Below are 24,309 nucleotides of genomic sequence, written 5' to 3' on the forward strand. Positions count from 1 at the left end.
CCATGAGCAAGATCCTGATCCGTGGTGCGAAGGTGCTCGGCGGTGAGCCGCAGGACGTACTGATCGACGGCGAGACGATCGTGGAGGTGGGCTCCGGGCTGTCCGCCGACGGGGCCGAGGTCGTCGAGGCCGCCGGGAAGGTGCTGCTGCCGGGGCTCGTCGACCTGCACACCCACCTGCGCGAGCCCGGCCGCGAGGACTCCGAGACGGTCCTCACCGGCACCCGCGCGGCGGCGAGCGGCGGCTACACGGCCGTCTTCGCCATGGCCAACACCTTCCCGGTCGCCGACACCGCCGGTGTGGTCGAGCAGGTCTACCGGCTGGGCCAGGAGCACGGCTACTGCGACGTCCAGCCCATCGGCGCCGTCACCGTCGGCCTGGAGGGCAGGAAGCTCGCCGAGCTGGGCGCCATGCACGAGTCGGCCGCCGGGGTCACCGTCTTCTCCGACGACGGCAAGTGCGTCGACGACGCCGTGATCATGCGCCGCGCCCTGGAGTACGTGAAGGCCTTCGGCGGGGTCGTCGCCCAGCACGCGCAGGAGCCGCGGCTGACCGAGGGCGCCCAGATGAACGAGGGCGTCGTCTCCGCCGAGCTGGGGCTGGGCGGCTGGCCGGCGGTCGCCGAGGAGTCGGTCATCGCGCGCGACGTGCTCCTCGCCGAGCACGTGGGGTCGCGGGTGCACATCTGCCACCTGTCGACCGCCGGGTCCGTCGAGATCGTGCGCTGGGCCAAGTCCCGGGGCATCGACGTCACCGCCGAGGTCACCCCGCACCACCTGCTCCTCACCGACGAGCTGGTCCGGTCGTACAACCCGGTCTACAAGGTCAACCCGCCGCTGCGCACCGAGCGCGACGTCTTCGCCCTGCGCGAGGCCCTCGCCGACGGCACGATCGACATCGTCGCCACCGACCACGCCCCGCACCCGCACGAGGACAAGGACTGCGAGTGGGCCGCCGCCGCCATGGGGATGGTCGGCCTGGAGACCGCGCTGTCGGTGGTGCAGGAGACCATGGTGGACACGGGCCTGCTGACCTGGGCCGGTGTCGCCGACCGGATGTCCTTCAAGCCCGCGCGGATCGGACAGGCCGCCGGCCACGGCCGTCCCGTCTCGGCTGGTGAGCCCGCCAACCTCACCCTCGTCGACACGGAATACCGTGGCCTGGTGGACCCCGCGGGCTTCGCCTCGCGCAGCCGCAACACCCCGTACGAGGGGCGCGAGCTGCCGGGCCGTGTCACCCACACATGGCTGCGGGGCAAGGCGACGCTCGTGGACGGGAAGCTGACGTGACACCTCTGATCCTGCTGGCCGACGAGAAGAAGTCGGCCGCGGTCACCGACTGGGCCGCGCGCATCGGCTGGCTCGTCGGTCTGGCCCTCTTCGTCGCGCTCGTCTACTGGCTGATGCGCGAGGGCTGGAAGTGGCGCGGCACCCTCCAGGGCGACCTGCCCGAGCTGCCCACCGCGCCGGACGAGCCCGGCGAGGCGAAACTGACCATGAGCGGCCGCTACCACGGCTCCACCACCGCCGGGCAGTGGCTGGACCGCATCGTGGCCCGCGGCCTCGGCTCCCGCAGCCGGGTCGAGCTCACCCTGACCGACGCGGGCCTGGACGTCGTACGCCCCGGGGCGACCGACTTCTTCATCCCCGCCGCCGCGCTCCGCGAGGCCCTGCTCGGCAAGGGCATCGCGGGCAAGGTCCTCACCGAGGGCGGACTCCTCGTGGTGACCTGGCAGCACGGCGACCGGCTGATCGACTCCGGATTCCGCTCGGACCACGCGGCCGAGCACGGCGAGTGGGTCGACGCCATCAACTCCATGACCAAGACACCCAGCACGGAAGGCGCCGAACGATGACGACCTCCACCAGGGGAGCCGGCAAGGTTCCCGCAGTACTCGTCCTGGAGGACGGCCGGATCTTCCGCGGCCGCGCCTACGGGGCCGTGGGGGAGACCTTCGGCGAAGCCGTGTTCTCCACCGGGATGACCGGCTACCAGGAGACCCTCACCGACCCCTCGTACGACCGCCAGATCGTGGTCGCCACCGCCCCCCAGATCGGCAACACGGGGTGGAACGACGAGGACGACGAGTCCAGCCGCATCTGGGTCTCCGGCTACGTCGTGCGCGACCCCGCGCGCGTGCCCTCCAACTGGCGCGCCAAGCGTTCGCTGGACGCGGAACTGGTGGCGCAGGGCGTGGTCGGCATCTCCGGGATCGACACCCGCGCCCTCACCCGCCACCTCCGCGAGCGCGGCTCGATGCGCGCCGGCGTCTTCTCCGGCGAGGCGATCGCCACCGACGCCGAACTCCTCGCGCGCGTGCAGGCCCAGCCGCACATGAAGGGCGCCTCGCTGTACGAGGAGGTCGCCACCAAGGAGGCGTACGTCGTCCCCGCGGTCGGTGAGAAGCGATTCACCGTCGCCGCCATCGACCTCGGCATCAAGGGCATGACCCCGCAGCGGATGGCCGAGCGCGGCATCGAGGTGCACGTGCTGCCCGCGACCGCCACCGAGGACGACGTGTACGCCGTCTCCCCGGACGGCGTGTTCTTCTCCAACGGCCCCGGCGACCCGGCCACGGCCGACGGCCCGGTGGCCCTGATGACCGCCGTCCTGGCGCGGAGGACCCCGCTCTTCGGCATCTGCTTCGGCAACCAGATCCTCGGCCGCGCGCTCGGCTTCGGCACCTACAAGCTGAAGTACGGCCACCGGGGCATCAACCAGCCGGTCCAGGACCGTACGACCGGCAAGGTCGAGGTCACCGCGCACAACCACGGCTTCGCCGTGGACGCGCCGCTCGACCGGATCAGCGACACCCCGTTCGGCCGCGCCGAGGTCTCGCACGTCTGCCTCAACGACAACGTGGTGGAGGGGCTGCAGCTGCTCGACCAGCCGGCCTTCTCCGTCCAGTACCACCCCGAAGCGGCAGCGGGCCCGCACGACGCCGCCTACCTGTTCGACCGCTTCACCTCTTTGATGAGCACAGTCCTGATGGAGGGCCAGCGTGCCTAAGCGCACCGATATCCAGTCCGTCCTGGTCATCGGCTCCGGCCCGATCGTCATCGGCCAGGCCGCCGAGTTCGACTACTCCGGCACCCAGGCCTGCCGCGTGCTGCGCGCCGAGGGCCTGCGGGTCATCCTCGTCAACTCCAACCCGGCGACGATCATGACCGACCCGGAGATCGCCGACGCCACCTACGTCGAGCCGATCACCCCGGAGTTCGTCGAGAAGATCATCGCCAAGGAGCGCCCCGACGCCCTGCTGCCCACCCTGGGCGGCCAGACGGCCCTGAACACCGCGATCTCGCTCGACGAGAACGGTGTCCTCGCCAAGTACGGCGTCGAGCTGATCGGCGCCAACGTCGAGGCCATCAACAAGGGCGAGGACCGCGACCTCTTCAAGGAGGTCGTGGAGGAGGTCCGCCGCAAGATCGGGTACGGCGAGTCCGCCCGCTCGGTCATCTGCCACACCATGGACGAGGTCATCGCGGGCGTCGAGGAACTCGGCGGCGGCTACCCGGTCGTCGTCCGCCCCTCCTTCACCATGGGCGGCGCCGGCTCCGGCTTCGCGCACGACGAGGAGGAGCTGCGCCGCATCGCGGGCCAGGGCCTCACGCTCTCCCCGACCACCGAGGTGCTCCTGGAGGAGTCCATCCTCGGCTGGAAGGAGTACGAGCTGGAGCTGATGCGCGACAAGCACGACAACGTCGTGGTCGTCTGCTCCATCGAGAACTTCGACCCCATGGGCGTGCACACCGGCGACTCCATCACCGTGGCGCCCTCGATGACGCTGACCGACCGCGAGTACCAGATCCTCCGGGACATCGGCATCGCCGTCATCCGCGAGGTCGGCGTCGACACCGGCGGCTGCAACATCCAGTTCGCGGTCAACCCCGAGGACGGTCGCGTGATCGTCATCGAGATGAACCCGCGCGTGTCCCGGTCCTCCGCGCTCGCCTCCAAGGCCACCGGCTTCCCGATCGCGAAGATCGCGGCGAAGCTGGCCGTCGGCTACACCCTGGACGAGATCCCCAACGACATCACGCAGGAGACCCCGGCCTCCTTCGAGCCCACGCTCGACTACGTGGTCGTCAAGGCGCCGCGCTTCGCGTTCGAGAAGTTCCCGCAGGCCGACTCCACGCTGACCACCACCATGAAGTCGGTCGGCGAGGCCATGGCCATCGGCCGCAACTTCCCCGAGGCCTTCCAGAAGGCGCTGCGCTCGCTGGAGAAGAAGGGCAGCCAGTTCACGTTCGTCGGCGAGCCCGGCGACAAGGACGAGCTGCTGCGCGAGGCGGTCCGGCCCACCGACGGCCGGATCAACACCGTCATGCAGGCCATCCGCGCGGGCGCCACGCCCGAGGAGATCTTCGAGTTCACGAAGATCGACCCGTGGTTCCTGGACCAGCTCTTCCTCATCAAGGAGATCGCGGACGAGCTGGCCGAGGCCGCCGAGCTGACCCCCGAGCTGCTCGCCGAGGCCAAGCGGCACGGCTTCTCCGACCAGCAGATCGCCGAGATCCGCGGGCTGCGCGAGGACGTCGTCCGCGAGGTCCGGCACGCGCTGGGCGTGCGCCCCATCTACAAGACGGTCGACACCTGCGCCGCCGAGTTCGCGGCCAGGACGCCGTACTTCTACTCCTCCTACGACGAGGAGACGGAGGTGGCGACCCGCGAGAAGCCGGCCGTCATCATCCTGGGCTCCGGCCCCAACCGCATCGGCCAGGGCATCGAGTTCGACTACTCGTGCGTGCACGCGTCCTTCGCGCTGAGCGACGCGGGCTACGAGACGGTGATGGTCAACTGCAACCCGGAGACCGTCTCCACCGACTACGACACCTCCGACCGGCTGTACTTCGAGCCGCTCACGCTGGAGGACGTGCTGGAGATCGTCCACGCCGAGCAGCAGGCCGGTCCGGTCGCCGGTGTGGTGGTCCAGCTGGGCGGCCAGACGCCGCTGGGCCTGTCGCAGGCGCTCAAGGACAACGGCGTGCCGATCGTCGGCACGTCCCCGGAGGCGATCCACGCGGCCGAGGACCGGGGCGCCTTCGGCCGGGTGCTCGCCGAGGCGGGCCTGCCGGCCCCCAAGCACGGCACCGCCACCACCTTCGCCGAGGCCAAGGCCATCGCCGACGAGATCGGCTACCCGGTCCTCGTCCGCCCGTCGTACGTCCTCGGCGGCCGTGGCATGGAGATCGTCTACGACGAGACCCGCCTCGCCTCCTACATCGCCGAGTCGACCGAGATCAGCCCCTCCCGGCCGGTACTCGTCGACCGCTTCCTCGACGACGCGATCGAGATCGACGTCGACGCGCTGTACGACGGCGAGGAGCTGTACCTCGGTGGCGTCATGGAGCACATCGAGGAGGCCGGCATCCACTCCGGCGACTCGGCCTGCGCCCTGCCGCCGATCACCCTGGGCGGCTTCGACATCAAGCGGCTGCGCGCCTCGACCGAGGCCATCGCGCGCGGGGTCGGGGTACGCGGTCTGATCAACATCCAGTTCGCGATGGCCGGGGACATCCTCTACGTCCTGGAGGCCAACCCCCGCGCGTCCCGCACGGTCCCCTTCACCTCGAAGGCGACGGCGGTACCGCTGGCCAAGGCCGCGGCCCGGATCTCGCTGGGCGCGACCGTCGCCGAGCTCCGCGCGGAGGGGCTGCTGCCCGCGCGGGGCGACGGCGGCGAGCTGCCCTTCGACGCGCCGATCTCCGTGAAGGAGGCGGTCATGCCGTGGTCGCGGTTCCGCGACATCCACGGCCGGGGCGTCGACACCGTGCTCGGCCCGGAGATGCGCTCCACGGGCGAGGTCATGGGCATCGACTCCGTCTTCGGCACGGCGTACGCCAAGTCGCAGGCGGGGGCGTACGGGCCGCTGCCGACCAAGGGCCGCGCGTTCATCTCCGTCGCCAACCGCGACAAGCGCTCGATGATCTTCCCGGCGCGCGAGCTGGTCGCCCACGGCTTCGAACTCCTCGCCACGTCCGGCACGGCCGAGGTGCTCAAGCGCAACGGCATCAACGCGACGATCGTGCGCAAGCAGTCGGAGGGCGTCGGTCCGCAGGGCGAGAAGACGATCGTGCAGCTCATCCACGACGGCGAGGTCGACCTCATCGTCAACACCCCGTACGGCACGGGGGGTCGCCTGGACGGGTACGAGATCCGGACGGCGGCGGTGGCACGGTCGGTGCCGTGTCTGACGACCGTGCAGGCGCTGGCGGCGGCTGTGCAGGGGATTGACGCCCTGAACCACGGGGACGTCGGGGTGCGGTCGCTGCAGGAGCATGCGGAGCGATTGACTGCCGCGAGGGACTGAGCGGCGGTAGTTCGGCTGCGGGCCGGTTGTGGCTGGTCGCGCAGTTCCCCGCGCCCCCCAAAAAAAGGGGCGCGTTGCCCAGCTGTCTGTTTGGGGGGCACCGGAAATCGGTGTCCCCCTCCGCATGAGGACTCCATGTACAAGATCTTCTTCAATCTCGTGTTCAAGCGGATGGATCCGGAACAGGCCCACTACCTGGCCTTCCGGTGGATCCGGCTCGCCGCCCGCATCCCCGTGCTGCGTACCTTCGTCGCCGCCGTGCTCGCGCCGCGCCACAAGGAACTGCGTACCGAGGCCTTCGGGCTGCGGATGCACGGGCCGTTCGGGCTGGCCGCCGGGTTCGACAAGAACGCGGTCGCGATCGACGGGATGTCGATGCTCGGGTTCGACCATGTCGAGATCGGCACGGTGACCGGGGAGGCGCAGCCGGGCAATCCGAAGCAGCGGCTGTTCCGGCTCGTCGCCGACCGGGCGCTGGTCAACCGGATGGGGTTCAACAACGACGGATCGCTGGCCGTCGCCGCGCGGCTGGCGACCCGTGAGCCCGTGTTCAGGACCGTCGTGGGCGTCAACATCGGCAAGACCAAGGTCGTACCGGAGGCCGAGGCGGTCGGTGACTACGTGAAGTCCGCCGAGCGGCTCGCGGCGTACGCGGACTACCTGGTCGTGAACGTGTCGTCGCCCAACACGCCGGGGCTGCGCAACCTCCAGGCCACCGAGGCGCTCGGGCCGCTGCTGAGCGCCGTGCGCGAGGCCGCGGACCGGGTGGTGGCGCACCGCAGGGTGCCGCTGCTGGTGAAGATCGCGCCGGACCTCGCCGACGAGGACGTCGACGCCGTCGCCGACCTGGCCGTGGAGCTGGGTCTGGACGGGATCATCGCGACCAACACCACCATCGCGCGGGAGGGGCTGGGGCTGCGGTCCGACCCCGGCCTGGTGCGGGAGACCGGGGGGCTCTCCGGGGCCCCGCTGAAGGCGCGCTCCCTGGAGGTGCTGCGGCGGCTGTACGCGCGCGTGGGCGACCGGATCACCCTGGTGGGCGTGGGCGGCATCGAGAACGCCGAGGACGCCTGGCAGCGCATTCTGGCCGGTGCCACGCTGGTCCAGGGCTACAGCGCCTTCATCTACGAGGGACCCTTCTGGGGCCGCGCCATCCACAAGGGCCTCGCGGCGCGCCTGCGCACCAGCCCGTACGCCACCCTCGCCGACGCGGTCGGCGCCGATGTGAGGAAGACCGTATGAGCCCCCTGGAGCCCTTCGGCGCCCGGCTGCGCCGCGCGATGGACGAGCGCGGCCCGCTGTGCGTCGGTATCGACCCGCACGCCTCGCTGCTCTCCGAGTGGGGTCTGAACGACGACGTGGCGGGCCTGGAGCGGTTCAGCCGCACCGTCGTGGAGGCGGTGGCGGACCGGGTCGCGGTCATGAAGCCGCAGAGCGCGTTCTTCGAGCGGTTCGGCTCGCGCGGGGTCGCCGTCCTGGAGCGGGTGGTGCGGGAGGCGCGGGCGGCCGGGACGCTGGTCGTCATGGACGCCAAGCGCGGCGACATCGGCTCCACCATGGCCGGATACGCGGAAGCCTATCTGATCAAGGACGCCCCGCTCTTCTCGGACGCCCTGACCGTTTCCCCGTACCTCGGCTACGGCTCGCTCAGCCCGGCCGTGGCGCTGGCCAGGGAGAGCGGGGCCGGCCTGTTCGTGCTGGCGCTGACCTCGAACCCGGAGGGCCCCGAGGTGCAGCACGCGGTGCGCGCCGACGGCCGGACGGTCGGCGCGACCATGCTCGCCCACCTCGCCGCCGAGAACACCGGGGAGGAGCCGCTGGGCTCCTTCGGCGCCGTCGTCGGTGCCACGGTCGGCGACCTGTCGTCGTACGACCTCGACATCAACGGTCCGCTCCTCGCGCCCGGGGTCGGCGCACAGGGGGCGACGGCGGCCGACCTTCCCGCGGTCTTCGGTCCGGCGGTGCGCAACGTGGTTCCAAACGTGAGCCGAGGTGTTTTGCGTCACGGTCCCGACATCGGGGCGCTGCGGGCGGCCGCGGACCGGTTCGCGGGTGAGATCCGGGACGTCCTCGCAGGTGGATGACGACTCCGGCGAGTGCTCGGGCAGCGCTCCGGCGGGTCTTTCGGTGACGGTTCAAGCGTGAATACATCCTCAAATCCGGGGCAGTATGTCTGAAATGTCTGGCCTGGCGCAGGCTGACCAGGACTTTTCCGCTGTTCTCGCTGACTCTGGCGGACTTGCCCGCTAGTCTCCGAGCAGAGTCAACGGGCAAGCGTGTTGCTCGTAGCTCCCCTGGTGTGGGGCGACTAGGTTCCTCACCGGTCCGTATCCGACAGTTCGACATCCGAGGTGACGTAGGCGTGGCTCTTCCGCCCCTTACCCCTGAACAGCGCGCAGCCGCGCTCGAAAAGGCCGCCGCGGCTCGCCGGGAGCGGGCCGAGGTCAAGAATCGACTCAAGCACTCCGGCGCCTCTCTCCACGAGGTCATCAAGCAGGGTCAGGAAAACGACGTCATCGGCAAGATGAAGGTCTCCGCCCTGCTCGAGTCCCTGCCGGGCGTGGGCAAGGTCCGCGCCAAGCAGATCATGGAGCGACTCGGGATCTCCGAGAGCCGCCGCGTGCGTGGCCTCGGGTCCAACCAGATCGCTTCCCTGGAGCGCGAGTTCGGCAGCACCGGCTCCTGATCGCCGGATCGCCCGGGAGGGCCGTCCCGGGCAGTCCGCGATTGCTGGAATAATCGCTGCATGGCTGCAACATTCCGGGGGACGACCCCCGAGCCCCCGGACGTACGTCCGCGGCTGACCGTGCTCTCCGGCCCCTCCGGGGTCGGCAAGAGCACGGTCGTCGCTCATATGCGCAAAGAACACCCCGAGGTCTGGCTCTCGGTGTCGGCGACCACCCGCAAGCCGCGCCCGGGCGAGAAGCACGGAGTCCACTACTTCTTCGTCACGGACGAGGAGATGGACAAGCTGATCGCCAACGGCGAACTCCTGGAGTGGGCCGAATTCGCCGGCAACCGCTACGGCACCCCGCGACAGGCGGTGCTGGAGCACCTGGAGTCCGGTGTCCCCGTCCTCCTGGAGATCGACCTCCAGGGTGCCCGGCAGGTCCGCGAGTCCATGCCGGAGGGCCGGCTGGTGTTCCTGGCCCCTCCCTCCTGGGAGGAGCTGGTCCGCAGGCTCACCGGGCGCGGCACCGAGGCGCCCGAGGTGATCGAGCGGCGGCTGGACGCGGCCAAGGTCGAGCTCGCGGCCGAGCCGGAGTTCGACGAAACCCTGGTCAACACCTCTGTCAAGGACGTGGCGCGTGAGCTGCTAGCCTTGATGGACGTTGTGTGATCGTTGCTGATCATTCAGACTGAATCTTTCCCATCCATCGGAAGGCAGAGCGTGTCCTCTTCCATCACCGCGCCCGAGGGCATCATCAACCCTCCGATCGACGAGCTCCTCGAGGCCACCGACTCGAAGTACAGCCTCGTGATCTACGCGGCCAAGCGCGCCCGCCAGATCAACGCGTACTACTCGCAGCTCGGCGAGGGCCTCCTCGAGTACGTCGGTCCGCTCGTCGACACCCACGTCCACGAGAAGCCGCTCTCCATCGCCCTGCGCGAGATCAACGCGGGTCTGCTGACCTCCGAGGCCATCGAAGGCCCGGCGCAGTAGTACTTTCGTATCGCAATTGCTTTATCCACAGGCCCGGCGCACGACTGCCGGGCCTGTGGTGTGTCATGGAGTCGTGAGTTCGTGGATTCGACGAGGGGAGGCCCGGTGAGCAAGCCGAAGGTCGTGCTGGGGGTCAGTGGCGGGATCGCCGCCTACAAGGCCTGTGAGCTGCTGCGAAGGTTCACCGAGTCGGGGCACGACGTCCGGGTGGTGCCCACCGCCTCCGCGCTGCACTTCGTCGGCGCCGCCACCTGGTCCGCGCTCTCCGGCAACCCCGTCTCCACCGAGGTCTGGGACCACGTCGAGGAGGTCCCGCACGTCCGCATCGGCCAGCACGCCGACCTGGTCGTCGTCGCCCCCGCCACCGCCGACACGCTCGCCAGGGCGGCCCACGGCCTCGCCGACGACCTGCTCACCAACACCCTCCTCACCGCCCGCTGTCCGGTCGTCTTCGCCCCCGCGATGCACACCGAGATGTGGGAGCACCCGGCCACCCAGGAGAACGTGGCCACGCTGCGCCGCCGTGGCGCCGTCGTGATCGAGCCGGCGGTCGGCCGCCTCACCGGCGTCGACACCGGCAAGGGCCGGCTGCCCGACCCGGCGGAGATCTTCGAGGTCTGCCGCCGTGTCCTCGCGCGGGGCGTGCGGGAGCCCGACCTGGCGGGCCGCCATGTCGTCGTCTCCGCCGGCGGCACCCGCGAGCCCCTCGACCCCGTCCGCTTCCTGGGCAACCGCTCCTCCGGCAAGCAGGGCTACGCCCTCGCGCGCACGGCCGCCGCGCGGGGCGCCCGGGTGACGCTGGTCGCGGCGAACACCACAGGGCTGCCCGACCCGGCCGGGGTGGACGTCGTCCCGGTCGGCACCGCCGTCCAGCTGCGCGAGGCGGTGCTGAAGGCGGCCGCCGACGCCGACGCCGTGGTGATGGCCGCCGCTGTCGCCGACTTCCGCCCCGCGGTCTACGCGGCCGGGAAGATCAAGAAGAAGGACGGGCAGGAACCCGAGCCGATCGTCCTGGTGCGGAATCCGGACATCCTCGCGGAGATCTCGGCCGACCGGGCGCGGACCGGACAGGTGATCGTCGGCTTCGCCGCCGAGACCGACGACGTGCTCGCCAACGGCCGGACCAAGCTGGCACGCAAGGGCTGCGACCTGCTCGTGGTGAACGAGGTGGGGGAGCGGAAGACCTTCGGCTCCGAGGAGAACGAGGCCCTGGTGCTCGGTGCCGACGGCAGCGAGACGCCGGTGCCGCACGGGCCCAAGGAGGCTCTCGCCGACATCGTGTGGGATCTGGTCGCGGCCCGTTTGGGTTAACTTATTTCAGCCATATGTCAACTTTCCCGGACGGCACATTCCGGTGTGGTGGCTCTGGTCAAGGCCGCCGGCCATTGGGCAGAATGCGCGTGCCGCAGGTCACAGCACTTCCGAGTGTCGAGACAGGTGGGCCGTCGGCAGAGTGCGACCGATAAACTGTTCTCGGACGGTGCCCGGGTGCAGCCCCCGTGTCGTCCGCCAATGATCAGCCAGCAGCCGCTGCAACCCCAGGGAGCGTTGTGTCCCGTCGCCTGTTCACCTCGGAGTCCGTGACCGAGGGTCACCCCGACAAGATCGCTGACCAGATCAGCGACACCATTCTCGACGCGCTTCTGCGCGAGGACCCGACCTCCCGGGTCGCCGTCGAGACGCTGATCACCACCGGCCTGGTGCACGTGGCCGGCGAGGTCACGACCAAGACGTACGCGGACATCGCGACGCTGGTCCGCAACAAGATCCTCGAGATCGGCTACGACTCGTCGAAGAAGGGCTTCGACGGCGCCTCCTGCGGCGTCTCGGTGTCGATCGGCGCGCAGTCCCCCGACATCGCGCAGGGCGTGGACACGGCCTACGAGAACCGCGTCGAGGGCGACGAGGACGAGCTCGACAAGCAGGGCGCCGGCGACCAGGGCCTGATGTTCGGCTACGCCACCGACGAGACGCCCACCCTGATGCCGCTCCCGATCTTCCTGGCGCACCGCCTCTCCAAGCGCCTCTCCGAGGTCCGCAAGAACGGCACCATCCCCTACCTGCGCCCCGACGGCAAGACGCAGGTCACCATCGAGTACGACGGCGACAAGGCCGTCCGCCTCGACACGGTCGTCGTCTCCAGCCAGCACGCCTCCGACATCGACCTGGAGTCGCTGCTCGCCCCCGACATCCGCGAGTTCGTCGTGGAGCCGGAGCTGAAGGCCCTGCTGGACGAGGGCATCAAGCTCGACACCGAGGGCTACCGCCTGCTGGTCAACCCGACCGGCCGCTTCGAGATCGGCGGCCCGATGGGCGACGCCGGCCTGACCGGCCGCAAGATCATCATCGACACCTACGGCGGTATGGCCCGCCACGGTGGCGGTGCCTTCTCCGGCAAGGACCCGTCCAAGGTCGACCGTTCCGCCGCCTACGCCATGCGCTGGGTCGCCAAGAACGTGGTCGCCGCCGGTCTGGCGTCCCGCTGCGAGGTCCAGGTCGCGTACGCGATCGGCAAGGCCGAGCCCGTGGGCCTCTTCGTCGAGACCTTCGGCACCGCCAAGGTCGACGCCGAGAAGATCGAGAAGGCCATCGACGAGGTCTTCGACCTGCGTCCGGCCGCGATCATCCGCGACCTCGACCTGCTCCGCCCGATCTACGCCCAGACCGCCGCGTACGGCCACTTCGGCCGTGAGCTTCCCGAGTTCACCTGGGAGCGCACGGACCGCGTCGAGGCCCTGCGCAACGCCGTCGGCCTCTGAGCCACCGGCACCCGGCACATCTGACATCGGCTCCCGTCCCCACCGCTCGGTGGGGACGGGAGCCGACGTCGTTCCCGCGACTTCTAGGACACGCGCGGCTGCTCGCTCGCGGTGTCCGTGGCGTCGGTGGTGTCCGTGGTGTCCGCGGCGGGTGTCGCGGACACCGGGGCGTCGGCGGTGCGGGTCCCCCGGAGGTGGCGGGCCGCGAGGATCGCCAGCAGGGAGGCGGCGGAAAGGGTGTAGAGGCCGCCGTTGGTGCTGCCGGTCGTGTCCTTGAGGTACCCGAACAGGAACGGGGAGACGAAGCCGCCGAGGTTGCCGATGGAGTTGACGAGCGCCAGCCCGGGTGCGGCGATCCGCAGATCCAGGCCGGTCTGGGCCATCGGCCAGAACAGCGTCGCCGCGCACTTGGAGCCGACCCCGGCGAGGGTGATCGCGGCGAGTCCGAACCAGGGCGAGCCCAGCGTGGCCAGGTAGGTGCCGACGGCCGACAGCAGCAGGGTCACCGCCAGGTACGGGCGCCGGTCGGGCGCGCGGTCGGTGAAGTGGCTCATCGAGTACATCGCGATCATGGAGGCGATCGCCGGTATGGCCGAGAGCAGGCCGACCTCGAAGGGCGACAGTCCCTTGATCTCCTCGATGAGGCTGGGCAGCCAGAAGGTGATCGCGTACCCGGTGAGGGTCATCGCGAAGAACGCCCCGGTCAGCAGCGCGACCTGCGGATGGAACATCAGCCGCAGCCGCGAGACGCGCGGCGCCCGCTCCCGCCGCGCCTCGTCCCTGGCCACGGACGCCCGCAGGGCCCCCTTCTCCTCGGCGGACAGCCAGCGCGCGTCCTCGATCCGGGAGACCAGGAAGAACCCGGCGATGACGCCGACGACGACCGAGAGGGTGCCCTCGATGCCGAACATCCACCGCCAGCCGGCGACACCGCCCGCGCCGTGCAGTTCGAGCAGGGCGCCGGTGACCGGTCCGGTGACGATGCCGGCGGCGGCCGAACCACCCAGGAAGAGCGCGGTGGCCCGGCCCCGGCTGGAGTCGGGCAGCCACTGCGTGATGTAGAGCATCGCGCCGGGGAAGAAGCCCGCCTCGGCGACACCGAGCAGGAAGCGCAGCACGTAGAACGTGGTGACGTTGTGGATGAAGCACATCGCCACGATCACCAGACCCCAGGTGATCATGATCCGGGTCAGCCAGACCCGGGCGCCGAAGCGCTCCAGGAGCATGTTGCTGGGCACCTCGAACAGCGCGTACCCGATGAAGAACAGCCCGGCCCCGAGCCCGTAGGCCGTCGCACTGACGCCGACGTCCGCGCGCAGCTCGTCCTGGATGAAGCCGACGTTCGTCCGGTCCAGGTTGTTGACCAGCAACATCAGCACGAGGATCGGCATCATCCGGCGGAGGAACTTCCCGGTCGCCCGTTGCTCGGCCGTCACCTGGGGCCCGGCCGCCACAGCCGCGTCTGACATCGTTGTCTCCCGCTCTTTGTGCATGTACATGAATTGCAGTCACGTAGATGGGCAGATTAGGGAAGCCGATCTTCCGGGTCAATGGGTTGAACCTGTGGACATGAATGTGAACGCAGGGGCTGGCGGGGGCGGAACGGCGCCTCGCGGTACGGCCGTTGTCAGTGGCGTTTGGTAAGAATGCAAGCGTGAGCAGCGAGAACGGGCAGGAGAGCGGAGGCGCCGCAGGGGTGCCGCCGGAGCAGCTCGCGCTCATCCGGGAGAGCGTGCGGGAGGCCAAGGTGCCGCGGGCCAAGCCGCGGACCTGGCGGGGGGCCGCGCTGGCCGAGCGGCTGCCGGTCGCGCGGGTGCTCGTCGACAAGGGCGTGCTCCATCTCGACCGGTACTTCGACTACGCCGTCCCCGCCGAGCTGGACGCCGAGGCGCAGCCGGGGGTGCGGGTGCGGGTGCGGTTCGGGGCCGGGCGGCACCGGGTGCGGGACGGGCGCCGGGAGGGCGGGGGGCTCATCGACGGGTTCCTGGTGGAACGGCTCGCCGAGTCCGACTACTCGGGACCGCTGGCCGCGCTGGCCCAGGTCGTCTCGCCCGAGCCGGTGCTGAGCGAGGAACTGCTGCGGCTCGCGCGGGCCGTCGCCGACCGGTACGCGGGAAGCCTCGCCGACGTGCTGCAGCTGGCGGTGCCGCCGCGCAGCGCGCGGGCCGAGAAGCGCCCGTCCCCCGAACCGCTGCCACCCCCGCCGGCGCCCGACGCCGGTACCTGGACGCGGTACGAGCACGGGCCGGCCTTCGTCGAGTCCCTCGCCTCCGGGGGCGCGCCGCGCGCGGTGTGGACCGCCCTGCCCGGACCGGAGTGGAGCGCCGAGCTCGCCCGGACCGTCGCCGCCACGCTCGCCTCGGGGCGCGGCGCGCTCGTCGTCGTACCGGACGGACGGGCCGCCGCGCGGGTCGACGCCGCGCTGACCGAGGTCCTCGGCGGGGGACGGCACGCGGTGCTCACCGCCGACGCCGGGCCCGAGAAGCGGTACGCGCAGTGGCTCGCCGTCAGCCGGGGCGCGGTACGGGCGGTGGTGGGGACCCGGGCGGCCATGTTCGCGCCGGTGCGGGACCTCGGCCTGGTCGCCCTCTGGGACGACGGGGACGACAGCCACAGCGAGCCGCACGCACCGCAGCCGCACGCGCGGGACGTGCTGCTGCTGCGGGCGGCCCTGGACAAGTGCGCCTTTCTGCTGGGGGGCTGGAGCTGCACGGTGGAGGCCGCGCAGCTCGTCGCGAACGGCTGGGCCCGTCCCCTGGCGGCCGGGCGGGACCAGGTGCGCCGTGCCGCGCCGCTGGTGCGGACCGTGGGGGACGGCGACCTCGCGCGGGACGAGGCCGCGCGGGCCGCGCGGTTGCCCACGCTCGCCTGGCAGGCCGTGCGGGACGGGCTGCGGCACGGTCCCGTGCTGGTGCAGGTGCCCCGGCGCGGCTATGTGCCCCGCATGGCCTGCGCGCAGTGCCGGGAGCCCGCGCGCTGCCGGCACTGCGCCGGACCGCTGGAGGCGCGGGACGCGGGAGCGCTGTGCTGCGGGTGGTGCGGGCGCGAGGAGAGCGACTGGCACTGTCCGGCGTGCGGTGGCTTCCGGCTGCGGGCCCAGGTGGTCGGGGCCCGGCGGACCGCCGAGGAGCTGGGGCGGGCCTTTCCCGCCGTTCCCGTACGGACCTCCGGGCGGGAGCATGTGCTGGACACTGTGCCGGGGACGCCCGCGCTGGTGGTGAGCACACCGGGCGCCGAGCCGGTCGCCGAGGGCGGCTACGCGGCCGCCCTGCTGCTGGACGGCTGGGCCATGCTGGGACGGCCGGATCTGCGGGCCGGCGAGGACGCGCTGCGGCGGTGGATCGCGGCGGGGGCGCTGGTGCGGCCGCAGGGGGACGGGGGGACCGTGGTCGTCGTGGCGGAGCCGACGCTGCGGCCCGTGCAGGCGCTGGTGCGGTGGGACCCGGTCGGGCATGCGGTGCGGGAGCTGGCCGAGCGGGCCGAGCTGGGGTTTCCGCCGGTGTCGCGGATGGCGGCGGTGTCGGGGACGGCGGCGGCGGTCGCGGAGTTCCTCGGTGCGGCGCAACTGCCGTCGGACGCCGAGGTGCTGGGGCCGGTGCCGCTGCCCGTGGTGCGGGCCGGTGCGCCCCGGCGGGTGGGGGCGCCGCCGCCCGGGGAGCACTGGGAGCGGGCGCTGGTACGGGTGCCGCCGGGGAGCGGTGCCGCGTTGGCGGGGGCGCTGAAGGCGGCGCAGGCCGCGCGGATGGCCCGGGGGAGCGGGAGCGGGAACGCGAGTGGGGGAGGGGCGGGGGACGCGGTGCGGGTGCGGATCGATCCGCCCGACATCGGGTGAGGGTCGGCTGAGCGGACGGTGGTCGGGACGTACGGCTGCCCTCCCGGGTGCTTGCCGGGAGGGCAGGGGCGGGCGGGTCAGCCCTCGAGGTCAGCCGTGGCGTGGTCGAGCCGTCGCGTGGGGCGGGCCGTGGTGATGGCGGGCCGTCGCGTGTGTCGGTGGTCGCGCATGCCTGTGGTCGGTCGCGTACATGGGCCGCTGCGGACGTCAGCGGCGGGTGTACGTCGGCCGTGGGGTACCTCGGTGGTTGCGTACGACAGCTGCCGCGGACGTCGGCTGTTGGCCGCGGACGTCAGCTGTTGTGTGCGTCGGCCGTTGGGTACGTCAGCTGTTGCGTACGTCAGCCGTTGCGTACGTCAGCCGTTGCGCGGGCCGGGGAAGGCGGTCGGCCGTGCCTCGTCGCGGAGGGTGGGGCTGCCCGCGGTGGGCTGGGTCGGCATGGAGCGGGCGGCCGGGACCGTCGGCACGGTGGGCAGACCGCCGCCCATGTTGAGGGTGCGGGTGCCCGACGGCTCCGTCGGCCGTTCGGCCTCGGCGGTCGCGGTCGTCTGGGCCGTGGTGCGACGGGCGCCGTAACGGCGGTGCACCGCCTGCTTGGTGACCCCGAGCGCGGAGCCCACCGCGTCCCATGAGAAGCCGAGTGAGCGGTCGAAGTCCACGGCGGCCGTGACCAGGGTTTCGACACTGTCCCGGAGTTCCTGGGCGAGACGGACCGTCGGGGCGGGGGCGCGTCCGTAGACGACGAAGCCCGTGGACGGGCCGGAGCGGCGCGGGCGGTAGACGTTGCCCAACTGGGCGGTGAGCGTGCGCAGTGCGTCCACCTGGCGGCGGACCCGCTCGATGTCCCGCACCAACAAGTGCAGGCTGGCCCGGGCCTGGGCGTCGTGGGTTGCGTGGTCGGCCATGAACAAGCCTCTCGAACCGGCGGTGAAAGGAATGGGCCGCGCGTATGCGGCCCGTTGTGGTCAACTCTGTCTTGACCAACGCGTGGACGCTCCGCTGGTCACGGTGTGGGGGCGTATGGGCATATGCGTACGCCGTGCGGCTCGCTGTGCACCACCGTTTCCTCTCCCACCCGCGCACCGCCCGTCCGCGGTCGGGGGCGGGGGTGCCGTCGGCGCCTTGCGGGTGGTGGGTTGTGGGCTGTGGGGTTGCTCCGGTGGGGCGGCATAGACTTGTGCGTTGCCCGTAAGTGACCCCGTCCGAGAGGCTCTCAGCCGCCCATGAAGCTTGTCTTCGCCGGTACTCCCGAAGTCGCCGTTCCCGCTCTGGACGCTCTCATCGCCTCCGGGCGGCACGAGGTGGCCGCCGTGGTCACGCGGCCCGACGCGCCGGCCGGGCGGGGGCGCAGGCTGATCGCTTCTCCCGTGGCCGAGCGGGCGGCGGAGGCCGGGATCGAGGTGCTGAGGCCGCTCAAGCCGCGTGATCCGGAGTTCCTGGCGCGGCTGGCGGAGATCGGGCCGGACTGCTGCCCGGTGGTCGCCTACGGCGCGCTGCTGCCGCGGGTCGCGCTCGACGTGCCGGCCCACGGGTGGGTCAATCTGCACTTCTCGCTGCTTCCCGCCTGGCGCGGGGCGGCGCCCGTCCAGCACTCCGTCATGGCCGGGGACGAGATCACCGGCGCCTCCACCTTCCTCATCGAGGAGGGGCTGGACTCCGGGCCCGTCTACGGGACCGTCACCGAGCAGGTCCGGCCCACCGACACCAGCGGCGACCTGCTGACCCGGCTCGCCTTCGCCGGGGCCGGGCTGCTCGCCGCGACCATGGACGGGATCGAGGACGGCACGCTCAAGGCCGTACCGCAGCCGGCGGAGGGCATCACCCTCGCGCCGAAGATCAACGTCGAGGACGCGAAGGTGGAGTGGTCGGCGCCCGCGCTGCGCGTGGACCGGGTCGTGCGCGGCTGCACCCCCGCCCCCGGCGCCTGGACCGTCTTCCGCGGTGAGCGGCTCAAGCTGATCCAGGTCACCCCGGTGCCCGAGCGGACCGAGCTCGCGCCGGCCGAGATCGCCGTCGGCAAGAACAGCGTGCACGTGGGGACAGGGTCGTACGCCGTGGAACTGCTCTGGGTGCAGGCCCAGGGCAAGAAGCCGATGCGGGCCGCCGACTGGGCGCGCGGCGCGCGCATCGGCACCGGCGAGACCCTCGGCGCCTGAGCCCCCTTCTCAGCAGCGGCTTTCCGGTGTGCGCGGCGTACGCTGGGAGTCGCCTCATTCCCGTACCCGGAGCACCTTTTTCGTGAGCGAGCAGTCCCGGCGGCCGCGCAGGCCCGCCAAGCCCTACCGTCGTCCCCAGAAGGACCCCGTCCGCATCCTCGCCTTCGAGGCGCTGCGCGCCGTGGACGAGCGGGACGCGTACGCCAACCTCGTGCTGCCGCCCCTGTTGCGCAAGGCGCGGGAGAAGGGCGACTTCGACGGGCGGGACGCCGCGCTCGCGACCGAGCTGGTGTACGGGACGCTGCGCCGGCAGGGCACCTACGACGCGATCATCGCCGCCTGTGTCGACCGGCCGTTGCGCGAGGTCGACCCGCCGGTCCTCGACGTGCTCAGCCTGGGCGCCCACCAGCTGCTCGGGACCCGGATCCCGAGCCACGCCGCCGTGTCCGCCTCCGTCGAACTGGCCCGCGTGGTGCTGGGGGACGGGCGGGCCAAGTTCGTCAACGCCGTGCTGCGCAAGGTCGCACAGGACGACCTCGACGGCTGGCTCGCCAAGGTCGCGCCGTCCTACGACCAGGACCCCGAGGACCATCTCGCCGTCGTGCACTCGCATCCGCGCTGGGTCGTCTCCGCGCTCTGGGATTCGCTGGGCGGCGGACGCGCGGGGATCGAGGAACTGCTGGCCGCCGACAACGAGCGGCCCGAGGTGACCCTGGTCGCCCGGCCGGGGCGGGCCACCGCCGAGGAACTGCTCGGCGAGGAGGCGGCCGTCGCGGGGCGCTGGTCGCCGTACGCGGTGCGGCTCACCGAGGGCGGCGAGCCCGGTGCCATCACCGCCGTGCAGGAGGGCCGGGCCGGTGTGCAGGACGAGGGCAGCCAGCTGGTCGCCCTCGCGCTCGCCAACGCGCCGGTCGAGGGGCCGGACGCGAAGTGGCTCGACGGGTGCGCCGGACCCGGCGGCAAGGCGGCGCTGCTCGCCGCGCTCGCCGCGGAGCGCGGGGCCGCGCTGCTCGCCTCCGAGAAGCAGCCGCACCGGGCCGGGCTCGTCGAGAAGGCACTGCACGGCAACCCCGGGCCCTACCAGGTCATCGCCGCCGACGGCACCCGGCCGCCGTGGCTGCCCGGCACCTTCGACCGGGTCCTGATGGACGTCCCCTGCACGGGGCTGGGCGCGCTCCGCCGCCGCCCGGAGGCACGCTGGCGCCGCCGCCCCGAGGACCTCGACAACTTCGGCCCGCTCCAGCGTGCCCTGCTGCGCACCGCGATCGACTCGGTGCGGGTCGGCGGAGTGGTCGGGTACGCGACCTGCTCCCCGCACCTGGCGGAGACGCGGGCGGTGGTGCAGGACGTGCTGAAGCAGCGTCCGGACACGGAGCTCCTGGACGCCCGTCCGCTGCTCCCCGGGGTACCGGACCTGGGCGAGGGCCCGGACGTCCAGCTGTGGCCGCACCTGCACGGCACGGATGCGATGTACCTGGCCTTGATCCGGAGGACTGGCTGAGGGCGGGGGCGCAGCCGAGTGAGCCCCCCACCCCCGAACCCCACTCGGCCCACCCCGCCAGGGCATGGCACGCTTGGGGCATGGCCGCGCAGATCAACCCCAGCATCCTGTCCGCCGACTTCGCCCGCCTCGCGGACGAGGCGAAGGCGGTCGAAGGCGCCGACTGGCTCCACGTCGACGTCATGGACAACCACTTCGTCCCGAACCTCACGCTCGGCGTGCCGGTCGTAGAATCCCTGGCCCGTGCTACGGACATCCCGCTGGACTGCCACCTGATGATCGAGGCCCCCGACCGGTGGGCACCCGAGTACGTCGAAGCGGGGGCTTCCTCCGTCACCTTCCATGTGGAGGCGGCGGCCGCCCCGGTGCGGCTCGCCCGCGAGATCCGGGCGAAGGGCGCCCGCGCCTCCATGGCGCTGAAGCCCGCGACGCCCATCGAGCCGTACGAGGACCTGCTCCCCGAGCTGGACATGCTGCTCATCATGACCGTGGAGCCCGGTTTCGGCGGTCAGGCGTTCCTCGACATCATGCTGCCGAAGATCCGCCGCACCCGGGAACTGATCAGCAAGCACGGACTGGAGCTGTGGCTGCAGGTCGACGGCGGGGTCTCGGCGTCGACGATCGAGCGGTGCGCGGAGGCCGGGGCCGATGTTTTCGTGGCTGGATCGGCGGTGTACGGGGCAAACGACCCGGCAGAGGCGGTACGTGCACTACGCACCCAGGCGGAGTCGGCCACCGCCCAGGCGTCGTGGGCGTGCGACCACTGAGGTACGGGAACGTGAACGGCTCCGATCAGGGCTGATCAAGTGCGCCGGATCTGCAAGGATGAACGGCGTATCCAGAGTGTGAACAGCAGTGAGGAGATGGCCGTGTCGGGTATGTCGGCGGGCCGGTCAGCCATGCGGATGGGACCCGCTGAGCTGGTGCAGGCGGCGGCCATGGCCCGCCGCTTCTACCTCGAGGGCAAGTCCAAGATCCAGATCGCTGAGGAGTTCGGCGTCAGCCGCTTCAAAGTGGCCCGGGTACTGGAGACTGCCCTCGAAAGGGATCTCGTACGCATCGAGATCCGTGTGCCGGCCGAACTGGACGCCGAGCGCTCGGACGCGCTCCGCGCCCGCTACGGCCTGCGGCACGCCGTCGTGGTCGAGTCCCCGGCCGAGGCGGAGGAGACCCCGGACCCCGAGAACCTCGGCGAGGTCGCCGCGGACCTGCTCGGCGAGCTGGTCAACGAGGGGGATGTGCTCGGTCTGGCCTGGGGCCGGTCCACGATCCACATGGCGGCGGCGCTCGACCGGCTGCCGCCGTGCACGGTGGTGCAGCTGACGGGCGTGTACGACGCCGGGACCTCCGAGCGCGGGTCGGTCGAGGCCGTCCGGCGCGCCGCCCAGGTGTCGGGCGGGGACGCGCACCCCATCTACGCGCCGATGCTGCTGCCGGACGCGGCCACCGCGGCCGCGCTGCGCAGCCAGACCGGCATCGCCCGGGCCTTCGAGTACTTCGACAAGGTCACGGTCGCCTGTGTCTCCATCGGCTCCTGGGAGCCCGGCATCTCGACGGTGCACGACATGCTCAGCGACGAGGAGCGGGCGCACTACGCCACGCTCGGTGTCGCCGCCGAGATGGCCGCGCATCTCTTCGACGCCGAGGGCCGCCGGGTCGGGCGGGACCTGGGGGAACGTTGCATCACGGTCAAGGCCGACCAGTTGCGCCGGATCCCCGAGGTCGTCGCGATCGCGGGCGGGCAGCGCAAGGCGGCCGCGATCGACGCGGTGCTGCGGTCGGGGCTGGTCACCAGCCTCGTCACCGACACCTCGGCGGCCGACTATCTGATGACGGTGGGTTCGACGCCCAAGTCGACGCTGAACCGCTCCGACCCGGACGGTTCCTGACGCGGGACGGCGCGGCGCCGCGGCGGCACCGGTGACAACGCTGCCGCGGCGCCCGCCTCCGGACTCTCAGCGGGGGTCCGCCAGGGCCGCGTCGATCAGGGCGCCGGCCGCCTCCCGGGCGACCGCGCCCGCCGACGGGTCGCGGTCCATGCGGGCGGAGACGCCGCCCCCGTCGTACAGCAGGTGGAGCTGGCGGCCCAGGGTCTCGGGATCACGGGCGCCGGCCTCCCGGGCGAGGTCGGTGAGCAGGGCGCGGACCCAGGTGCGGTTGGCGTCGGAGGCCTCTTCGACGGCGCTGCCGGGCTTGGCCTCGGCGCTGGCCGCCACGAAGGCGCACCCGTGGTAGTTCTGCTGGGTGAACAGCTCGGCCTGCGCGTCGAAGACCGCGAGGAGTCGCTCCCGCGGGGTCCCGGCCGCGTCGACCCGGCGCAGCAGCCGCTCGGTCAGCCGGGCGTGCCGGGAGTCGAGGTAGGCGCGGATGAGCTGTTCCTTGCCGCCGAAGGTGTTGTACAGCGAGGCCTTGGCGACCCCGGCGTGCTCGATGATCCGGTCGATCCCGACCGTCTGCACGCCCTCCGCGTAGAACAGCTCGTTTGCCGCCGAGAGCAGCCGCTCCCGGGCCGTGGGGGCCTTGGCACTCACCGTCTTCGTCATGCCACTCACCTTCTCGACTTCCTCAGTCTACGGCTGACCAGACCGGTCTACTCAGTCAGCGGACCGCGTCCGCGTGCTCGGCCCGGCCGGCCGCGACGGGCTGCGAGCCGCCGGAGGCCACCAGCACCCCGGGCGCGCTCTGCGGCCGGCCGCGCACCAGCAGGGCGGCGAGGGCCAGCAGGGCCAGGGCGATGACCACCGCGCCGTACTCCTCGGAGGTCGGCAGCAGCCCGCCGCCGTGCACCACCAGCGCGCCGGCGGCCACGGAGGGGACGCCCATGCCGAGGTAGGCGACGACGAACAGCAGGGACAGCACACCGGAGCTCTCATGCGGCTCGGCCAGCGGCAGCACGGTACGGATGCCGCCCTGGAAGCCGCTGCCGAAGCCGAAGCCGGCGACGGCCGTGCCGACGAAGAACAGCGCCGGTGCGCTCTGCGCGACCGACACCAGGGTGAGGGCGACCCCGGCGACCAGCGCGCCGATGCCGGTGTACATCACGGTCGTCGCGGCGGCCCTGCGCAGGGCGAGCACGGAGCCGGCGGCGACGAACGCGAGGACGAAGAGGCCGAGGCCGCCGTAGACGGCGGAGGTGGAGCCGACCAGGGTGCGGACCAGGGCGGGGCCGAGGGAGCCGTAGAACCCGGCGAGCGCCCAGACGGCGAAGATGACGGGCGAGGCGGCGAGGACGGCACCACGGACCGAGCGCGGGAGCCTGATCTCGGGCACCAGGCTGGCCAGGGCTCCCGGCGCCTTGGTGACGGTCTCGTCGATCAGGACGAGGGCGATCGCCTGGGCCACGAACACGCCCAGCAGGGCGAGGTAGATCGTGTGGGTCGGAGCGGGCAGGTACTGCACGACGAAACCGCTGACCAGGGCGCCCGTCGCGGTGCCGAGACCGGGGGCGAAGGCGTTCGCCAGCGTGCCTCGGGAGCGGTTGACGTCCATCATCGCGGCGCCCACCGCGCCGAGGGCGGCACCCGTGGACAGGCCCTGCACCACGCGGGCGACGAGCAGTTCGCCGACGCCCCCGGCGGTGGCGAACACCAGCATCGCGGCGGCCTGTGCGGCGATCGCGGCGATCAGGACGGGTCGGCGGCCGACGTGGTCGGAGAGCTTGCCGAGGACCAGCAGGCCGGACAGGACGGCGATCGCGTAGACGCCGAAGACCAGGGTGGTGGTGATCGGGGTGAAGCCCCACTCGGCCTGGTAGGTCGCGTACAGCGGGGTGGGCGCGCTGGAGGCGGCGAGGAAGGAGACGACGACGGAGGCGAGCACATAGAACGCCGCGCGGGGCGGGATCGGCTTGTGCGACGCCTTGGTGCGCGCGGTTCGCTCGTGCGGTGCGAGGTGGTTCATCGGAGATCCTTCGCGGGGACGGGGCCGAAGAGCGTCGGTGCTGAGGCCCGTACCGGCCGGTCCTCAGTGAGTAGACCGGTCTGTCTGTCTGCTCGCCCTGGTCAACCCCATAGACAGGTCTGTCTATTCCGTCGGCGGGAAAAATTTCCGAGCACCCCGGCGCCGTCTCCCGTGTTGTGTTCGA

Annotated in this window: 20 protein-coding genes; 16 read left to right on the forward strand and 4 right to left on the reverse strand. The window is 71.8% G+C overall.

Translation table 11 applies throughout. The annotated features are described in order from the left end of the window. Positions 1-2: 2 nt before the first annotated feature. The 11 genes from ACGFZS_RS29600 (at position 3) to metK (ending at position 12,736) form a co-directional block, all read left to right on the forward strand. Complete coding sequence (locus tag ACGFZS_RS29600) at positions 3-1,289, forward strand: dihydroorotase (protein ID WP_393797656.1); 1,287 nt, start codon at positions 3-5, stop codon at positions 1,287-1,289. After that, complete coding sequence (locus ACGFZS_RS29605) at positions 1,286-1,855, forward strand: hypothetical protein (RefSeq protein ID WP_393661807.1); 570 nt, start codon at positions 1,286-1,288, stop codon at positions 1,853-1,855. Before ACGFZS_RS29600 ends, ACGFZS_RS29605 begins: the two co-directional genes overlap by 4 nt. Continuing rightward, on the forward strand, positions 1,852-3,009 hold the full coding sequence (gene carA / locus ACGFZS_RS29610) for a glutamine-hydrolyzing carbamoyl-phosphate synthase small subunit (protein ID WP_393797657.1): 1,158 nt from the start codon (positions 1,852-1,854) through the stop codon (positions 3,007-3,009). Before ACGFZS_RS29605 ends, carA begins: the two co-directional genes overlap by 4 nt. Then, the gene (gene carB, locus ACGFZS_RS29615; RefSeq protein ID WP_393797658.1) at positions 3,002-6,313 is read left to right on the forward strand and encodes a carbamoyl-phosphate synthase large subunit; all 3,312 of its coding nucleotides are present in this window, start codon (positions 3,002-3,004) and stop codon (positions 6,311-6,313) included. Before carA ends, carB begins: the two co-directional genes overlap by 8 nt. A gap of 135 nt (positions 6,314-6,448) precedes the next feature. After that, the gene (locus ACGFZS_RS29620) at positions 6,449-7,555 is read left to right on the forward strand and encodes a quinone-dependent dihydroorotate dehydrogenase (RefSeq protein ID WP_393797659.1); all 1,107 of its coding nucleotides are present in this window, start codon (positions 6,449-6,451) and stop codon (positions 7,553-7,555) included. Then, on the forward strand, positions 7,552-8,397 hold the full coding sequence (pyrF, locus tag ACGFZS_RS29625) for an orotidine-5'-phosphate decarboxylase (protein WP_393797660.1): 846 nt from the start codon (positions 7,552-7,554) through the stop codon (positions 8,395-8,397). Before ACGFZS_RS29620 ends, pyrF begins: the two co-directional genes overlap by 4 nt. Positions 8,398-8,675: 278 nt before the next feature. Next, positions 8,676-8,999, forward strand: a complete 324-nt coding sequence (locus ACGFZS_RS29630; RefSeq protein WP_003977346.1) for an integration host factor — start codon at positions 8,676-8,678, stop codon at positions 8,997-8,999. 60 nt (positions 9,000-9,059) lie between these two features. Then, positions 9,060-9,653, forward strand: coding sequence for a guanylate kinase (gene gmk / locus ACGFZS_RS29635; RefSeq protein WP_355725887.1), 594 nt, complete (start codon positions 9,060-9,062; stop codon positions 9,651-9,653). Positions 9,654-9,704: 51 nt separating this feature from the next. Continuing rightward, complete coding sequence (rpoZ, locus tag ACGFZS_RS29640) at positions 9,705-9,977, forward strand: DNA-directed RNA polymerase subunit omega (RefSeq protein ID WP_005319902.1); 273 nt, start codon at positions 9,705-9,707, stop codon at positions 9,975-9,977. A gap of 105 nt (positions 9,978-10,082) precedes the next feature. Continuing rightward, positions 10,083-11,288 (forward strand): bifunctional phosphopantothenoylcysteine decarboxylase/phosphopantothenate--cysteine ligase CoaBC, encoded by a 1,206-nt coding sequence (gene coaBC, locus ACGFZS_RS29645; protein WP_393797661.1) that lies wholly within the window; start codon positions 10,083-10,085, stop codon positions 11,286-11,288. 239 nt (positions 11,289-11,527) lie between these two features. Next, positions 11,528-12,736, forward strand: a complete 1,209-nt coding sequence (metK, locus tag ACGFZS_RS29650; protein ID WP_359220362.1) for a methionine adenosyltransferase — start codon at positions 11,528-11,530, stop codon at positions 12,734-12,736. An 83-nt stretch (positions 12,737-12,819) separates the two neighbouring features. On the opposite strand, the gene ACGFZS_RS29655 is transcribed toward metK, so the two are convergent. After that, positions 12,820-14,205, reverse strand: a complete 1,386-nt coding sequence (locus ACGFZS_RS29655) for an MFS transporter (protein WP_393797662.1) — start codon at positions 14,203-14,205, stop codon at positions 12,820-12,822. A 185-nt stretch (positions 14,206-14,390) separates the two neighbouring features. On the opposite strand from ACGFZS_RS29655, the gene ACGFZS_RS29660 reads away from it, so the two are divergent. Beyond that, on the forward strand, positions 14,391-16,568 hold the full coding sequence (locus tag ACGFZS_RS29660) for a primosomal protein N' (RefSeq protein ID WP_393797663.1): 2,178 nt from the start codon (positions 14,391-14,393) through the stop codon (positions 16,566-16,568). Between the two features lie 356 nt (positions 16,569-16,924). Here the strand turns inward: ACGFZS_RS29660 and ACGFZS_RS29665 are convergent, their stop codons facing one another. Further along, a complete protein-coding gene (locus ACGFZS_RS29665; protein WP_393797664.1) occupies positions 16,925-17,473 on the reverse strand; it encodes a hypothetical protein in 549 nt (182 codons plus the stop codon). Between the two features lie 318 nt (positions 17,474-17,791). Between ACGFZS_RS29665 and fmt the strand changes: the two genes are divergently transcribed. From fmt to ACGFZS_RS29685, 4 genes are all read left to right on the forward strand, one after another. After that, on the forward strand, positions 17,792-18,724 hold the full coding sequence (fmt, locus tag ACGFZS_RS29670) for a methionyl-tRNA formyltransferase (RefSeq protein WP_393537932.1): 933 nt from the start codon (positions 17,792-17,794) through the stop codon (positions 18,722-18,724). 82 nt (positions 18,725-18,806) lie between these two features. Then, positions 18,807-20,225, forward strand: coding sequence for a transcription antitermination factor NusB (locus ACGFZS_RS29675; protein WP_365685115.1), 1,419 nt, complete (start codon positions 18,807-18,809; stop codon positions 20,223-20,225). Between the two features lie 80 nt (positions 20,226-20,305). Beyond that, positions 20,306-20,992, forward strand: a complete 687-nt coding sequence (gene rpe, locus ACGFZS_RS29680; protein WP_393797665.1) for a ribulose-phosphate 3-epimerase — start codon at positions 20,306-20,308, stop codon at positions 20,990-20,992. Positions 20,993-21,070: 78 nt separating this feature from the next. Next, positions 21,071-22,114, forward strand: coding sequence for a sugar-binding transcriptional regulator (locus ACGFZS_RS29685; protein ID WP_393661830.1), 1,044 nt, complete (start codon positions 21,071-21,073; stop codon positions 22,112-22,114). Positions 22,115-22,180: 66 nt separating this feature from the next. On the opposite strand, the gene ACGFZS_RS29690 is transcribed toward ACGFZS_RS29685, so the two are convergent. Both ACGFZS_RS29690 and ACGFZS_RS29695 read right to left on the reverse strand, forming a co-directional pair. Beyond that, complete coding sequence (locus tag ACGFZS_RS29690; RefSeq protein WP_393797666.1) at positions 22,181-22,768, reverse strand: TetR/AcrR family transcriptional regulator; 588 nt, start codon at positions 22,766-22,768, stop codon at positions 22,181-22,183. Between the two features lie 55 nt (positions 22,769-22,823). Next, positions 22,824-24,125 (reverse strand): MFS transporter, encoded by a 1,302-nt coding sequence (locus tag ACGFZS_RS29695; protein WP_393797667.1) that lies wholly within the window; start codon positions 24,123-24,125, stop codon positions 22,824-22,826. Between the last annotated feature and the right edge of the window lie 184 nt (positions 24,126-24,309).

This window comes from Streptomyces sp. NPDC048288 (genome assembly GCF_043201555.1).
Classification (GTDB): Bacteria; Actinomycetota; Actinomycetes; order Streptomycetales; family Streptomycetaceae; genus Streptomyces.